The following is a 14,937-nucleotide window of genomic DNA, read 5'->3' as shown; positions in this document are numbered from 1 at the left end:
CGGCCTCAGCACCGCTGCCGAACCCGGTCCCACGCGAACGGGCCGCGTCCCTTCTGGGCGCGGCCCGTTCTCATGGTGGGAGGGTGAGTCGACAGCTGGTCCGGCCGATAACGTGATCCGCGTGAACGCCCCGACCCAAGATCAGGTCCCAGTCGTCCGCCCGGCTACCGCCGCCGATCTGCCCTGTGTCCTGGGGCTCCTCGGTGAGATGTACCCGGAGGACCCTCCCCTGTCTAAGGCTGAGGCCGCACGGATATGGGCGGAGATCGAGGCACAGGCCGGCAGGTCCCTGTTGGTGGCCGAGGACGTCGCCGGTGAGGTGCTGGGCACGGTGGACTACGTGGTGATGCCGAACCTGAGCCGGGGCGGTCGGCCGCGCATGGTCCTGGAGAACCTCGTCGTGTCCGACACCCACCGCCGCCGGGGCGTGGGCCGCCTGTTCGTGGACGCCGTGAGTGGGGTCGCCGCACGCGAAGGCTGCTACAAGATCATGCTCTTCGCCGCCGAGGACGCCTACGTACACGACTTCTACCGCGCATGCGGGGTCGAGCCGTGCCCCGACGGCTTCCGCCGCTACCAGTGAGTCCATACGCGCGGAGGGGCCCGCGACCAGTCGGTTGCGGGCCCCTCTCCAACCTTGGACGCTGTGGGTCAGGCGCGGCCGATGGCGCTGCACACGGCCTTCAGCGAGGCCGTCGTGATGCTGCTGTGGATGCCCACGCCCCACACGACACGGCCGTCGATCTCGGCTTCCACGTAGGCGGCGGCACGGGCGTCGCCGTCCTCGCCCATGGAGTGCTCGATGTAGTCCATGACGCGCACCTTGAAGTCCACGTCGGCCAGCGCGTCGCCGAACGCGGAGATCGGACCGTTGCCGGTGCCCTTCAGTTCACGGATCTCGCCATTGACGCGGGCGTCGGCCCCGATCGAGTAGGTGCCGTCCTCCGAGGTGCTGGAGCGGTGGGCCAGGACCGAGACCGGGCCCTCGTCAGACAGGTAGGTCTCCGTGAAGATGTCCCAGATGCGGTCGGCGGGGAACTCGCCGCCTTCGGCGTCCATGAAGCCCTGGATGACCTGGGAGAACTCGATCTGCAGACGGCGCGGCAGATCCAGGGAGTGGTCGCGCTGCATGATGTAGGAGACGCCGCCCTTGCCGGACTGGCTGTTGACCCGGATGACCGCCTCGTAGTTGCGTCCCACGTCCTTGGGGTCGATGGGCAGGTAGGGCACGTCCCAGGTGTAGTCGTCGACGTCGGTCCCGGCTTCCTCGGCGCGGGCCTCCAGCGCGGTGAAGCCCTTCTTGATGGCGTCCTGGTGGGATCCGGAGAAGGCCGTGTAGACCAGGTCGCCGCCGTAGGGGTGGCGGGGTGCGACGGGCAGCTGGGTGCAGTGTTCGACCGTGCGGCGGATCTCGTCGATGTCGGAGAAGTCGATCTTGGGGTCGACGCCCTGGCTGAACAGGTTCATGCCCAAGGTGACCAGGCAGACGTTGCCGGTGCGCTCGCCGTGGCCGAACAGGCAGCCCTCGACGCGGTCGGCCCCGGCCATGACGCCCAGTTCCGCCGAGGCCACGCCGGTGCCGCGGTCGTTGTGCGGGTGCACGGACAGCACCACGTGCTCGCGCCGCGTCAGGTTGCGGCTCATCCACTCGATCTGGTCGGCGTAGACGTTGGGAGTGGAGCGCTCGACGGTGGCGGGCAGGTTCAGGATGATCTCGCGGCCCGGGCCGGGCTGCCAGACGTCCATGACGGCCTCGCAGACCTCCAGGGCGAAGTCCAGCTCGGTGTCGACGAAGATCTCCGGCGAGTACTGGTAGCCGAAGTACTCGGTGTCGCCCAGGTACTGCTCGGCGAAGCGGACCACGTCCCGCGTGCCTTCGACGGCGATGTTCTTGCAGGCCTCGCGGTCGACCTTGAAGACGACACGGCGGAAGGTGGGCGCGGTGGCGTTGTACAGGTGGACGGTGGCGCGCTTGGCGCCGACCAGGCTCTGCACGGTGCGCTCGATCAGGTCCTCGCGGGACTGGGTCAGCACGGAGATCTGTACGTCGTCGGGGATCAGGTCGTTCTCGATCAGCGACCGGACGAAGTCGAAGTCGGTCTGGCTGGCGGAGGGGAAACCGACCTCGATCTCCTTGTAGCCCATGCGGACCAGCAGATCGAAGATCTCGTGCTTGCGGTCGGAGTCCATCGGCTCGATCAGCGCCTGGTTGCCGTCACGCAGGTCGGTGGACAGCCAGCGGGGAGCCTCGGTGGTGGTCTTGGTGGGCCACGTGCGGTCGGGCAGGTCCACCGGAGCGAAGGGCTCGTAACGGTGGAAAGGCATAGAGCTGGGCTTTTGCTGCGGCACCATGTGGTGTTGCTCCTCGAAGAAAGTTGCGCGGTGTGACGTGGCCGACACGGCATGCCGAAGTCCCGCGGCGAGGGGCCGACCGTTTAACGATCCCCGCCGCGGCCACTAAGGAGGAGCAGCTCGCGCAACATAACGACCATCACGCTAGCAGACGGTCGAGAAAAACTGGTACCGACCGCTCACATATTGAGACTCCACTCCTCTGGCCAGCGGAGAGACGCACAGCCCCCACTGATCCAAAATGATCGTTCAAAACAGGTACCTCGACTTCAAGATATCGCCGGGAGCGGTTACCCTGGAGGCGAACCCTTCAGTGCTAGGGGGGTCATACGGATTCCGTCGGCGGGACCCAGGGTGCGGCCAACACCCGAGGCCGCCATCGCCGCGCAGAGCAAGACACGTAAGCCGCGCCGCTGCCAGGCCGGTACCGCCGACGGACATCCTTCTCTCCGCCCCATCTCCTTCTCTCGCGCCTTCGCGCCCGATCCTGCGCAACGCGTATATATACTAGATTTGAGTATATATACGAGGGGGGTTCGATGATGAGCAAGGTCCTGATCGACATCGACGACGAGGCACTGGCCCGGGCCTCCGAGATACTCGGAACCACGACGAAGAAGGACACGGTCAACACGGCTCTGCAAGAGACCGTGCGCAGACTGGACCGGGCCGCAGCACTGGCCGAGATGCGCGAACTAGTGGCCCAGGACGGCGCGGACACCGACGTGTGGAAGGACAAGCGGGAGTACCGGCGGTGAACCCAGCCGTCTACCTGGTAGATACCAGTGCGCTGGCCCGCATCTACCGCAGCCCATCAGGAAACGAAGAGTGGGACCACGCTATCGTCCACGGAACGGTCGCGGTCTGTCCTGTCACAGAACTGGAGTTCCTGTACAGTGCGCGATCCGAACGGCATCGCGAGCGCATGGTGCACCTGCTGAACCGGATGCTGCTCCCTGTCGACATGGGAGAGCCTCCCTTCGCTCGCGCGTGGGAGGTGCAGCGCCTTCTCACCACGAGAGGCGAGCACCGGAGCGCTGGCCCGGTCGACCTTCTCGTGGCCGCTTGCGCCGAAATGCACGGCCTCACCCTGCTGCACGACGACAACGAATTCGAGACCATCGCTCGCGTGACCGGCCAGAAGGTGCGCCGGGTCTGATCGGCGTCCGAGACAACTGAGCCGAGGGGCGGCGTTGAGCCAGCGAAGAACGCCGCCGCCCCTCGGGTTAGGGTGCGGCCCCCTCCTGCCGGTCACGGAGGGGGCCTAGCCGCGGGGCCGGGGTGCAGGTCCGGCCCCGCGGCGGTTTGGAGGGTCAGAGCGCCCTGGCGCCCTGACCGGGAACTACGCCCCCGGGAGGGGCTCGAACTCCTTGACGGCGTCGATCGCCGGGCCGTGCGGGGTGTTGGCCTCGCGCTCGATCATGATCTCGACGAGCACCGGCCGCGACGTGGACTGCGCCTGCTTTCGCGCCCACTCCAGGGACTCCCGGATCTCCCCCGGTTCCCAGACGCGGCGGCCGGAGCAGCCGTAGGCCTCCATGAGTTTGACGCTGTCGGTGCCGTACTCGTCGTAGTGGATGTCCACCTGGTAGTTCATGTCGAACGGGATCGAGGCCTGGCGGATCAGGCCCAGGTACTCGTTGTTGAGCATGATGATCACGTACGGCACGTTGTACTGGGCGGCCACCGCCAGTTCCTCGACCATGTACTGGAAGCTGTAGTCGCCGACGATGCCGACGACCTCCGCGTCCGGCTCAGTGTGCTTGAGGGCCTTCTTCACACCGATGGCTGCGGGGATCTCCCAGCCGAGCGGGCCCGCCTGACCGCAGATCTGGTAGTGGCGCGGCTTGTACGCCTTCTGGTGCTGGCCGCCCCAGATCTGGTACAGGCCGATCGCGGTGACGAAGTAGGTGTCCTCGTCGAAGGCCTCGTTGATCTCCTTGTAGACGCGCGGCGCCTTCACCGGGACCGAGTCGAAGTCCTCGCGGCGGGTCATGGTGGTCTTGAGCTCGCCGACCCGGTCGATCCAGGCGCCCACCTGGGCCTTGGCCTCGCGGCGCTTGGCGGCGGCGAGCAGCTCCTGGAGGAACAGCTTGGCGTCGGAGACCACGCCCAGGTCCGGCTCGAAGACCCGGCCGATCTGGGTGGCCTCGATGTCCACGTGGATGAACTTGCGCTCGCCCCGGTAGACGTCGATCTGGCCGGTGTGGCGGTCGGCGAAGCGGGCACCCACAGCCAGGACCAGATCCGACTCCAGGAAGGAGGCGTTACCGTAGCGCTGAGAGGTCTGCACACCGGTCATGCCGGAGTACAGGGGCGACTCCTCGTCGAAGGAGCCCTTGCCCATGAGGGTGACCTGGACCGGGACCTGGAGGTACTCAGCCAGTTCGCGCAGGCCGTCGGAGGCCTCGGCCAGGATCACGCCGCCGCCGGCGAGGATGAGCGGCCGCTCGGCCTCCAGCAGCAGGTCCAGCGCGCGCTCGACGCGGGGCAGGTGCGGCTCCACCGTGTTGATCTTGAGCGCGGCGTCGATAGACGGGTCGTAGTCGATGAGCTGCTGGGCCACGTCCAAGGGGATGTCGACCAGGACCGGTCCGGGACGGCCCTCCTGGGAGATCCGGAAGGCCTCGCGGAAGATCCACGGGGCGGTGGCCGCCTCCTTGATCTGGACGGCCCATTTGGTGACGGGCTTGGCGATCTCGACGATGTCGACCGCCTGGAAGCCCTCCTTGTCGAGCAGGTCAGTGCGCTGCTGGCCGGTGATGCAGATCATCGGGATCGAGTCGGCGATCGCGGTGTACAGGCCGGTGATCATGTTGGTCCCGGCCGGGCCGGAGGTGCCGATGGCCACGCCGACCCTGCCGGTCGTGCGCGACCAGCCGTCGGCCATGTGCGTGGCGCCTTCCTCGTGGCGGACGGTGAGGTGCTCGATGCCCCCCACGTCCTCCATCGCCTTGTAGAGCGGGAGGATCGCGGCGCCGGGGCAGCCGAACGCGGTGTCGACGCCCTCGTCCTTGAGAACCTCCACGACGGCGTTCATCGCGGGCATTTTCGCCATGGGAGCGAACCCTTCAGTGCTGGGGTGGCTGGTGTGGTGGGGTGTGCCGGAAGGCAGTGCTAAGGGTGGTGCCAGAGGCGGGTGCTAGGGGGTGGGGCGGCGCGTCGCCGGAGCCCCCGGGTGGGCCAACACCCGGGGGACGACGGCGGCGCCCCGGTGACGGCGTCCGTTACTTCTCGCGGCCGGAGAGTTCCTCGACGAGCTTCAGCAGCGCGGAGTGGTCGAGGGAGCCGTTGCCCTGGTTCTTGAGCGCGGCCACGTACTGCGCCACCTGGGAGCCCAGCGGGACCGCGACCCCGGCCGCGTGGGCGGAGTCGGTGACGATGCGCATGTCCTTGTCGTGCAAGGCGACCCGGAAGCCGGGAGCGAAGTTGCGCTCACGCATGGCCTTGCCCTTGCGCTGGAGCACGGTGCTGCCCGCGAGCCCGCCGCCCAGGACCTCCAGGCCGGACTCGGTGTCCACGCCGTGCGCCTCGAGGAAGACGAGCGCTTCGGCGAGGAGCTGGATGTTGCCAGCAACGATGAGCTGGTTGGCAGCCTTGACCGTCTGGCCGGAACCGCTCGGGCCGACCAGGACAGGGGTGGTCCCGAGGACGTCGAAGACGGGGCGCGCGGCCTCGAAGTCGTCCTGGGCGCCACCGACCATGATGGAGAGCTTGGCTTCGACGGCACCGGCCTCGCCGCCGCTGACCGGGGCGTCCAGGACCTTGAGGCCCCGGTCGGCGCCGGCGGCCGCGACCGCTCGGGCCACGTCGGGACGGATGCTGCTCATGTCGATGACCAGCGTGCCGGGCTTGGCGTTGTCGAAGACCCCGCCCTCACCCGTGAGGACGGCTTCCACGTCCGGGGAGTCGGGGACCATCGTGATGACGGCGTCGGCGTCGGCGACGGCCTCCGCGATGCTGCCGCCGCGCAGGCCGCCCTCGGCGACCAGGGCGTCGACGCGCTCGGGGCTGCGGTTGTGGCCGGTGACGGTGTATCCGGCGCGGACGAGGTTGACGGCCATGGGCAGGCCCATGATGCCGAGACCGACGAAGGCGATCTTCCTAATGGCCATGACGGCCCCTTTCAGTCTGGTGTGTGGCTGGTGGTCGGCGTGGTCGGCGCGGGCGGGTCAGCCCAGCCAGCCGAAGCTCTGGGTGGTAGGGACGGTGGGCTTGTACTCCAGGCCGACCAAGCCCCGGTAGCCGCCGGCTTGGGCGGCGGAGAGGAGCTCGCCGAGGGGGAGCTCGCCGGAGCCGGGCTCGCCGCGGCCGGGGGCGTCGGCGATCTGGATGTGCCCGAACTCGGCGGCGTGGTCCCGGACCACCGCGGCGACGTCCTCACCGTTGACGGCGAGGTGGAAGAAGTCGGCGAGGAACGCCACGTTCTCGACGCCGGCCTCCTTGACCTTGGCGACGAAGGCGAGGCCTTCCGCAGCTGTCTTGAGCGGGTAGTCGTCGGAGCCGCTGATGGGCTCGACGAGCACGGTGCCGCCGACCTTGGCAACCGCCTTGGCGGCGGCGACGGTGTTGTCGAGGGCGAGCCGGTCCTGCTCGGCGGGGTCGACCCCGTCCTGGCGCAGGCCGTAGAGGGCGTTGAAGCCGGTGGCGCCGGTGCGCTCGGCGATCTGGGCGACCACTTCGGTGTTGGCGAGGAACTCGGCGGCGCGGGAGGGGTGCGAGAGTACGCCGCGGTCGGGGCCGGGGAGCTGGCCGGCGAAGAAGTTGAGGCCGCTGAGGCGGACGCCCGCGCTGTCGAGGGCATTGACGAAGGCGTCGATCTCGCTCTGTTCGGGGGTCGCGCTCTCGAAGGGCCACCAGAACTCGACAGCGTGGAAGCCCGCGTCGCGTGCGGCCTGGGGGCGCTCGTTGAGGGGGAGTTCCGTGAACAGCAGGGAGCAGTTCACCGTGTATCCGAGTGTGTGGCTCATGCATTGCCTCCGGCATCTACTTCCGCTGTGTGGAAAGTAGTTTTCACTTTAAGGAATGTATTGAGTGTGGGCCGGACCACCTGCGCTTGTCAACCACCCCTTCGCACCGACATCCACCCGGGCGCACCCCTCAGCCCGCCTCCGCACCCCTTGGCGCAACCCCACAGGCCCCGCCTGCCCCATCAGCACGCAGGAACTTCACGACTTCTTCGCCAGGGGAGACAGATTCCACAGTTTTTCTTCGCTACCCCCTTGTGAGTGTTGACAAGCTCACACTGTCATCAACTAGAGTCCCCCCAATCCGTAATACGGAATCAGCTATCTGCTTTACGAAAAGACACGGCCGATTCATCTAGCCCCGCCCCTCCGGCGAAGCTCGGTGCGTCGGCCCAGCCACGGGAGAACACATGCCCGAGACCACCCCGGACGAGTCGGGAAGAGCGCCCGACCCGGGACTGGCGCGTCTGAACACCCTGTCCAAGGAGGACCTGCGCACCGAACTCGCGCAGTGCCTGAACGTGGACCGCTGGGTGGAGGCCGTCGCGTCTGAGGCGCCCTTCGCCGACCGCGACGCCCTGCTCGCGACCGCGGACGGGCACGCGCGGGCGATCACTGCGGACGAGGTCGCCACGGCCCTGGACCGGCACCCCCGCATCGGAGAGAAGGCCAAGGGGGCCGACACCGAGTCCGCCTGGTCCCGGGGGGAGCAGTCCGCCTTCGCCGCGGACACCGACGACGCCTCCGCGAGGGTCCAGCGAATCTTCACGTTCGCACAAGGTGAGTACGAGGAAAGGTTCGGGCAGATCTACCTCGTCTGCGCGAGCGGCCGCAGCAGTCGCGAGCTCCTCGCGGACCTGGTCGCCCGCCTGGACAACGACCGCGACACCGAACTGTCCGTGGTCGGCGAGGAGCTCCGCAAGATCTCCGGGCTCCGCCTGGTCAAACTCCTGGAGGCAGCATGAGCCACGTGACCACCCACATCCTGGACGCCGCCCTGGGTGCCCCGGCCCGCGACGTCCCGGTCCGCCTGGAGGCCGCCGCCGACGGCGACCGCACCTCATGGAAGACCGTCGCCGAAGGCCGCACCAACAGTGACGGGCGCGTGCCCGACCTGGGCCCGGACCAGTTGTCCGCCGGCTACTACCGCGTCGTCTTCGACACTGAGGCCTACTTCACCGCGACCGGCCAGCGCGGGTTCTACCCCGAGGTCAGCATCGTGTTCGACCTCGCCGAGGAGGACCAGCACTACCACGTGCCGCTGCTGCTGAGCCCGTTCGCCTACTCGACCTACCGGGGTTCGTAGCCCCAGCCCTCAGTACCGCGCCCAGCACTGAGCGGCGCCGGAGCAGCACGAGGTTTCCCCACCCCGGTCCGGTCCAACCAGCGAAGGAGAACAGCCTGGCCCCACCCCAGCCGTAACACCCCACCCTCTTCGAGTGCGTGACAGGTCCTTCCGCACGACCACAGCGGTCCTCCCTCATACGCACAGCGCACCGGCGCGAGTTCTGCGCGCGGCGCGAGCGATGAAACCGAATCCATACGGATGGAGTTCACCCTGATGGGCATCAGACTCGGAGACAACCAGTACGGCAAGGCCGAGGTCCGCCTCGTCCACGTCCAGCGCGACACCGACGTCCACCAGATCAAGGATGTCAACGTCACCTCCCAGCTCCGCGGCGACCTGGAGGATGTCCACACGGTCGGCGACAACGCCAAGTGTCTGCCGACGGACACGCAGAAGAACACCGTCTACGCCAAGGCCCGCGAGTGGGGCGGCGTCGGCGCGATCGAGGACTTCGCCCTGCGCCTGGCCCGGCACTTCGTGGACGAGCACGAGTACGTGCATGGCGCCCGCCAGGAGATCGAGGAGTACTCCTGGGACCGGATCGCCACCGAAAAGGGCCCGCACGACCACGCCTTCTCGCGCCGCGGCGCTGAGACCCGCACCACCGTCGTCAACAAGGACGGCGACAAGGAGTGGGTGGTCTCCGGCTTCGAAGGCCTCACCGTCCTCAAATCCACCGGTTCGGAGTTCCACGGCTACCCGAAGACCCGGTACACCACCCTGCCCGAGGTCACCGACCGGATCCTCGCCACCGACGTCTCCGCCCGCTGGCGCTACGTCGGCAACGAGCACGACTTCGACAAGGTCTACACCTCGGTCCGCGCCCTGTGCCTGGAGGCCTTCGCCGAGACGCACAGCCTCGCCCTGCAGCAGACGCTCTACGCGATGGGCAAGGCCGTCCTGGAGGCGCACCCGGAGATCGCGGAGATCCGCTTCTCCATGCCGAACAACCACCACTTCCTGGTGGACCTCTCCCCGTTCGGCCTGGACAACCCCAACGAGGTCTTCTTCGCCGCGGACCGGCCCTACGGCAAGATCGAGGCCACGGTCGAACGGGACGACGCCCCCAGCGCGGGCGACGCCTGGAAGACCGTCCCGGGCTTCCTCTAACACCTGTCTCCCCCGCCGGGCGGTGATCCTGAGACCACCCCCGGTGCTCTTCGGAGCCCCCTGAACGCCGGGGCCCGCGCGTGCGGCCGGGCCCCGGACTCCCCCACGTCACGGGTCCGAACACCCGAGGCATCCTCGCCTACCCACCGCTGGTGGGCCACACCGGCCTTCGCCGTGCCCGAAAACAGGGGCATCCGCGGGTCGGCGCGACAACACCGGACGCACGTCACCGACGCACGTCCGAGACAGCCGGTCACCTCTTCCCGGTGACCCCACATCGCAAAGGCTGGAAACTGGCCATGTCGAACAGTCCGTCCGCGAAGGACTCGGCCACAACGAACGCCACGACCCCCGCACGTCCCGAGGACGAGAAGCTGCCGGCACGGCTGCTCCTCGTCTACGGGCTCCAGCACATCCTCACCATGTACGCCGGTGCGGTGGCACCGGCCCTCGTCATCGGCGCCGCCGCTGGGCTCGCGAACGACCCCGCCGCCATGGGAATCCTCGTCAGCGGCGCGCTCCTGGTTGCGGGTATCGCCACGCTCCTCCAGACGATGGGGCACCGACGGGTCGGCGCCCAGATGCCGATCGTCGTTGCGTGTTCCTTCGTCCCCGTCAGCGCCATCGCCACCCTGGCCGCCGGCCAGGACGGCGAGAACCTGCCCGTCGCCTTCGGCGCGTCCATCGCCGCAGGTGTGTTCGCCCTTGCCCTGACCCCGTTCTTCGGGCAGCTCATCCGCTTCTTCCCGCCGATCGTCACGGGCACGATCATCACCGTCATCGGCGTCAGCCTGATGCCGGTGGCCGCCCGCTGGATCATGGACGACGCCACCACCGTCGTGGACGACGGCTCCACGGTCCCGGCCGCCCCCATGGGCAACCTCGCCCTGGCCGGGCTGACCCTCGCGGTCATCCTCGTCGGTTCCAGGGTCTTCCCCGGCATCTGGGGCCGACTGTCCATCCTCCTGGGCCTGGTCGTGGGCACTCTCGTCGCGATCCCGTTCGGCATGGCGGACTTCAGCCGGGTCGGCGAGGCGGACCTGGTCTTCAACCCCACGTCGGTGTTCTACTTCGGTGCGCCGCAGTTCGAGATCGCCGCGATCGTCACCATGTGCATCATCATGCTCGTGGTGCTGACCGAAGGCGCCTCGCACATCATCGCGGTCGGCGAGATCACCGGTTCCAAGGTGGACGCCAAGCGCATCTCCGCCGGTCTGCGCGCCGACGTGAGCGGCTCCATCATCGGCCCGATCTTCTCCGCCACCCCCACCAGCTCCTTCGCGCAGAACATCGGCCTGCTCGCCCTGACCGGTATCCGCAGCCGGTACGTGGTGGCCACGGGCGCGGGCATCCTCCTGGCGCTGGGCATGTTCCCGGTGCTGGGCGGTGTCATGGCGGCCATCCCCACCCCCGTCCTGGGCGGCGCGGGCCTGGTCCTGTTCGGCACCGTGGCGGCGAGCGGGATCAAGACCCTGACCAAGGTGGACTTCACCAACAACCTCAACCTGGTGCTGGTGGCCACCTCCATCGGTGTGGCGGTCGTCCCGCTGGCCTACCCGACCTTCTACGCCTTCCTTCCGGAGTCGGTCGAGCTGGTGGCCCACTCGGGCATCATCGGTGCGGCCGTCGTCTCGATCCTGCTGAACATCTGCTTCAACGTGATCGGCCGCGGTCCGGCGGACTCCCCCGCCGAGATCGACAGCGAGGAGATCGGGTCCGCCGGTCCGGGCGAGGCCAAGTACACGGACCAGGCGGGCGCTGCCTACCGGGGCGAGGAGGACGCCGGCCGCGCCGAGCGGACCTGACCCCCTCTCTGGTCGCTATCCCCTGATCCGGAGCACCCCCTGAATCCGGAGCTCCCCCCGGGGCGGGTGCACGAGGACCGTGCACCCGCCCCGCTGTTGTTAAGCAGAGGCGAATGGTATGCCTGTGAAGGTGACCGAATGGGATCTGCGCAAGCTGCGCGTGCTCCGCACACTCGAGGAGCTCGGAACCGTCAGGGCCACGGCCGAGGCGCTCTCGATGACGCCCTCCTCCGTCTCCCAACAGCTCTCGTCCCTCTCCCACCAAGTGGGGGTGGACCTGCTGGAGGCGCACGGCCGCCGGGTACGTCTCACCGACGCCGCACACGTGCTGCTTCGGCACACCGACATCGTGCTGGCCCAGCTGGAGCGGGCCGAGGCCGAGCTGGGCGGGTTCGTGCGCGGTGAGGCCGGACGCGTCCGTGTCGGCACCTTCGCCACCGCCATCCCGAGCCTCGTGGTCCCCGCACTGAACGCCCTGCGCAGGGCCCACCCCGGCCTGCGGACCCGCGTGCACCAGGCCGAGGCGGCCGAGGTGTACGAGCTGCTCGCCGCAGGCGAGATCGACATCGGTCTGTCCCTGGCCGCGCAGGCCCCGACCGGGCACGACGGCCGCTACGACCGCTCCGAGCTCCTCACCGACCCGTTGGACGTGGCCCTGCCGACCCAGCACCGACTGGCCACCGCACCGGCGCTGCGGCTGCGCGACCTGGCCGAGGAGCCATGGATCTACGGGGCCTCCGGCCCATGGCGGGACATCACCATCGCGACCTGCGCCCAAGCGGGCTTCGTTCCGGAACAAGCCCACGTGGCTTCCGATTGGCGGGCCATCCTCGACATGGTGGCCGCGGGGATGGGCGTGGCGCTGATCCCGCGGCTGGCCGCCACCAACGACGTCCCAGGGGTGGCGCTACGCACCCCGCACGCGGACCAGCCGCGCCGCCACGTGGTCACGGCCGTGCGTTCGGGTGCGGGTGAACGACCGCAGATCGCCGTCGCACTCCGGGCACTGGCGGAGACCGCCGCAGATCTCGCCACGACAAATGTTCAGATCAAGTGAACATACTGATCAAAAACTTTCGCTGGAAGTAATCGGTTTCCCCTGCGACTCTGGAAAGGTCCCACCCGAGACAGTGACAGGAGAACCGTGAGCCAGGCCCAGCCCTTCGACCCCCGTGACTACAACGCCCAGCCGTACCCGGGCGGCAACCCCTACGGCGACTTCCGGAAGACCGAGCTGGACTTCTCCGGCCTCGTCGACCTCGCCGACCGCCGCTTGGGCGCTGGCGTCGTCGCCGCAAACGACGAGTTCTTCGCCCACCGCGAGAACCTGCTCCGGACCGAGCCCGCGGTGTTCGACCCGCACCACTTCGGGCACAAGGGCAAGGTCATGGACGGCTGGGAGACCCGTCGCCGCCGCGGTGTGAGCGCCGACCAGCCGCACCCCACCGCCGAGGACCACGACTGGGCGCTGGTGCGCCTCGCCCTGCCCGGGGTCATCCGCGGGCTGGTCGTGGACACCGCGCACTTCCGCGGCAATCACCCCACCGAGATCAGTGTCGAGGCCGCGCACGTGGAGGGTACGCCCACCACCGACGAACTCCTCGCCGCTGAGTGGACGGAGATCGTCGCGCGCACCCCGGTGTACGGGCACGCCGAGAACGGCTTCAAGGTGGACCTCCAGCGCAGGTGGACCCACCTGCGCCTCAAGCAGTTCCCCGACGGCGGTGTCGCACGGCTGCGCGTTTACGGCGAGCACGTCGCCGACCCGGCCTGGCTGGCCGCTCTCGGCGGTTTCGACGTCGCCGCCCTGGTCAACGGCGGCGTGGTCGAGGACGCCTCGGACCGCTTCTACTCCTCGCCGGAAAACATCATCCTGCCGGGCCGCTCGCACAAGATGGACGACGGATGGGAGAACCGCCGCCGTCGCGACACCGGCAACGACTGGGTGCGCTTCCGGCTCACCGCCCAGGCCTCAGTGCGCGCCATCGAGTTGGACACCGCCTACCTCAAGGGCAACTCCGCGGGCTGGGTGACGATCCTGGGCTGTGACGCGCACTCGCAGAACCCGGACGAGTGGTTCGAGATCGTGGGCCGCACGGCTCTCCAGCCGGACAGCGCCCACCGCTTCGTCCTGGACCAGCCGGTCACCGTGACGCACGTGCGCACCGACGTCTTCCCCGACGGCGGGATGGCCCGCCTGAACGTCTTTGGCACCCTCACCGAGACCGGTCAGAAGGACCTCCGCAACCGCTGGGAAGCCTCCCGCGGTTAGATCGGCACCACCAGATGGGGGGACGGGCGCGTGTCAGTGCATCAGAGTGCCCGCCCTCTCCACCCTGTCCCGGGACGTCAAGCTCGAGTGCAGACGACCGGGCCCGGTGCGACTACGGGTGCGGGACCCCTGCAAGTGCGGGACCCCTGCAAGTGCGGGTGGTTTCCCCGTTTCCTGCCGCCCGATGGTGGCCGTCTCCGCTGCGCGCCTCAAGGTCGTCGCCATCGAGCGCTTCGCGCGTCAGTGGCGCTCCACCTTGACCCGCTTCGCTGCGACGGCGGGTCGGCGGCTATCAGGAAACGGGGGACGTGTGGTCGGGGAGGCGATGGGCCCGTTGGGCCCGAAGGGGCCCTACGGCACAAGCACGGCCTGGCGGCCGTCAGCCGCCACTCCGCCGGAGCGTTGACGGTTGGGGGTGTCGCGGCTGGTCCTGGTGTGCGGCGAACTGCCCCGGCCTTCGTCCGGGGGCCGATTCCTGCCCCTGCGCCGGAGCTGTGACGGGTCGGGTGTCGCGGCTGGTCATGGTGCGCAGCGAACCCCCCTGTTAGAAGCAAAAACAGGGGTGAGAGTGACTCTAGGACCAGGGCTCACCCCCCGGGGGTGGCGGGGGTCGAGGGCCGGGAACGGCACCCCGAGGGCAGGGCGGGGCCAGGGGCCGGGTCGGGTTCTGGCCACGTGGGGGTAGCGGCCCGGCGCAAGCGGGTGGAGGCTTGTTGGGGGTGGATGGTTACGGGTGCCGGTGTGGGGCTGGGTCCCCATCCCCACCCGTATCCGTGTCCCCACCCCGGGTGCGGCTTCGGTTGCGGCCCGACCACATCCGGTGGGCGGTGCGTACCGCCCACCGGTGCTTGATCTGGTTATGGGTCGCACACAACGGCTGGATGTTAGCGGCGCTGGTGGTGCCGCCCTGCCAGAACTCCACGATGTGATCAGCCTGCGTCCAGGGCAGGGGCACATCGCACCCGTACTGCCAGGCGCAGGACGTGTGGCCGTGGAAGGCGGCCGCCCGGATCTTGGGCGGAGCCAACCGGCACGAGCGGCCCACATCCAACACCTGCCCGCTCTTCTGCTCCACCACCAGGC

General features: G+C 68.8%; 14 protein-coding genes. 9 read left to right on the top strand and 5 right to left on the bottom strand.

The window, feature by feature from the left end; translation table 11 throughout:
* Positions 1 to 121: 121 nt before the first annotated feature.
* Positions 122 to 583 (top strand): GNAT family N-acetyltransferase, encoded by a 462-nt coding sequence (locus ACYVD1_RS27470; RefSeq protein WP_460777389.1) that lies wholly within the window; start codon positions 122 to 124, stop codon positions 581 to 583.
* A 68-nt stretch (positions 584 to 651) separates the two neighbouring features.
* Here ACYVD1_RS27470 and leuA read toward each other — a convergent pair whose 3' ends face one another.
* Positions 652 to 2,352: a 2-isopropylmalate synthase gene (gene leuA / locus ACYVD1_RS27465; RefSeq protein WP_460777388.1), complete on the bottom strand. Its 1,701-nt coding sequence runs from the start codon at positions 2,350 to 2,352 to the stop codon at positions 652 to 654.
* 539 nt (positions 2,353 to 2,891) lie between these two features.
* On the opposite strand from leuA, the gene ACYVD1_RS27460 reads away from it, so the two are divergent.
* A complete protein-coding gene (locus tag ACYVD1_RS27460) occupies positions 2,892 to 3,110 on the top strand; it encodes a type II toxin-antitoxin system VapB family antitoxin (RefSeq protein WP_460777387.1) in 219 nt (72 codons plus the stop codon).
* On the top strand, positions 3,107 to 3,511 hold the full coding sequence (locus ACYVD1_RS27455) for a PIN domain-containing protein (RefSeq protein WP_460777386.1): 405 nt from the start codon (positions 3,107 to 3,109) through the stop codon (positions 3,509 to 3,511). The genes ACYVD1_RS27460 and ACYVD1_RS27455 overlap by 4 nt, the downstream gene beginning before the upstream one ends.
* 183 nt (positions 3,512 to 3,694) lie before the next feature.
* Here ACYVD1_RS27455 and gcl read toward each other — a convergent pair whose 3' ends face one another.
* From gcl to ACYVD1_RS27440, 3 genes are all read right to left on the bottom strand, one after another.
* Positions 3,695 to 5,410 (bottom strand): glyoxylate carboligase, encoded by a 1,716-nt coding sequence (gene gcl / locus ACYVD1_RS27450; RefSeq protein ID WP_460777385.1) that lies wholly within the window; start codon positions 5,408 to 5,410, stop codon positions 3,695 to 3,697.
* A gap of 169 nt (positions 5,411 to 5,579) precedes the next feature.
* The gene (locus tag ACYVD1_RS27445; RefSeq protein ID WP_460777410.1) at positions 5,580 to 6,482 is read right to left on the bottom strand and encodes a 2-hydroxy-3-oxopropionate reductase; all 903 of its coding nucleotides are present in this window, start codon (positions 6,480 to 6,482) and stop codon (positions 5,580 to 5,582) included.
* A 42-nt stretch (positions 6,483 to 6,524) separates the two neighbouring features.
* Positions 6,525 to 7,322 carry a hydroxypyruvate isomerase family protein gene (locus ACYVD1_RS27440; RefSeq protein ID WP_460777384.1) on the bottom strand — a complete coding sequence of 266 codons (798 nt, stop codon included), beginning with the start codon at positions 7,320 to 7,322 and terminating at the stop codon, positions 6,525 to 6,527.
* A gap of 407 nt (positions 7,323 to 7,729) precedes the next feature.
* Here ACYVD1_RS27440 and uraD point away from each other — a divergent pair, with 407 nt between their 5' ends.
* The 6 genes from uraD to alc all read left to right on the top strand — a co-directional run bounded on the left by uraD (position 7,730) and on the right by alc (position 13,854).
* Positions 7,730 to 8,284, top strand: coding sequence for a 2-oxo-4-hydroxy-4-carboxy-5-ureidoimidazoline decarboxylase (gene uraD, locus ACYVD1_RS27435; protein WP_460777383.1), 555 nt, complete (start codon positions 7,730 to 7,732; stop codon positions 8,282 to 8,284).
* The gene (uraH, locus tag ACYVD1_RS27430) at positions 8,281 to 8,625 is read left to right on the top strand and encodes a hydroxyisourate hydrolase (RefSeq protein WP_460777382.1); all 345 of its coding nucleotides are present in this window, start codon (positions 8,281 to 8,283) and stop codon (positions 8,623 to 8,625) included. Before uraD ends, uraH begins: the two co-directional genes overlap by 4 nt.
* Before the next feature lie 255 nt (positions 8,626 to 8,880).
* Complete coding sequence (pucL, locus tag ACYVD1_RS27425; RefSeq protein ID WP_460777381.1) at positions 8,881 to 9,777, top strand: factor-independent urate hydroxylase; 897 nt, start codon at positions 8,881 to 8,883, stop codon at positions 9,775 to 9,777.
* 299 nt (positions 9,778 to 10,076) lie between these two features.
* A complete protein-coding gene (locus ACYVD1_RS27420) occupies positions 10,077 to 11,582 on the top strand; it encodes a nucleobase:cation symporter-2 family protein (protein ID WP_460777380.1) in 1,506 nt (501 codons plus the stop codon).
* A 118-nt stretch (positions 11,583 to 11,700) separates the two neighbouring features.
* Positions 11,701 to 12,639, top strand: a complete 939-nt coding sequence (locus tag ACYVD1_RS27415; protein WP_460777379.1) for a LysR family transcriptional regulator — start codon at positions 11,701 to 11,703, stop codon at positions 12,637 to 12,639.
* An 87-nt stretch (positions 12,640 to 12,726) separates the two neighbouring features.
* The gene (alc, locus tag ACYVD1_RS27410; RefSeq protein WP_460777378.1) at positions 12,727 to 13,854 is read left to right on the top strand and encodes an allantoicase; all 1,128 of its coding nucleotides are present in this window, start codon (positions 12,727 to 12,729) and stop codon (positions 13,852 to 13,854) included.
* Between the two features lie 727 nt (positions 13,855 to 14,581).
* Here alc and ACYVD1_RS27405 read toward each other — a convergent pair.
* On the bottom strand, positions 14,582 to 14,937 hold a 356-nt coding region (locus ACYVD1_RS27405), incomplete at its 5' end, for an HNH endonuclease signature motif containing protein (protein WP_460777377.1).

Source organism: Nocardiopsis nanhaiensis, from assembly GCF_054778635.1.
The sequence above is the reverse complement of the archived record's forward strand: the minus strand, read 5'-3'. Positions and strand labels throughout refer to the sequence as shown.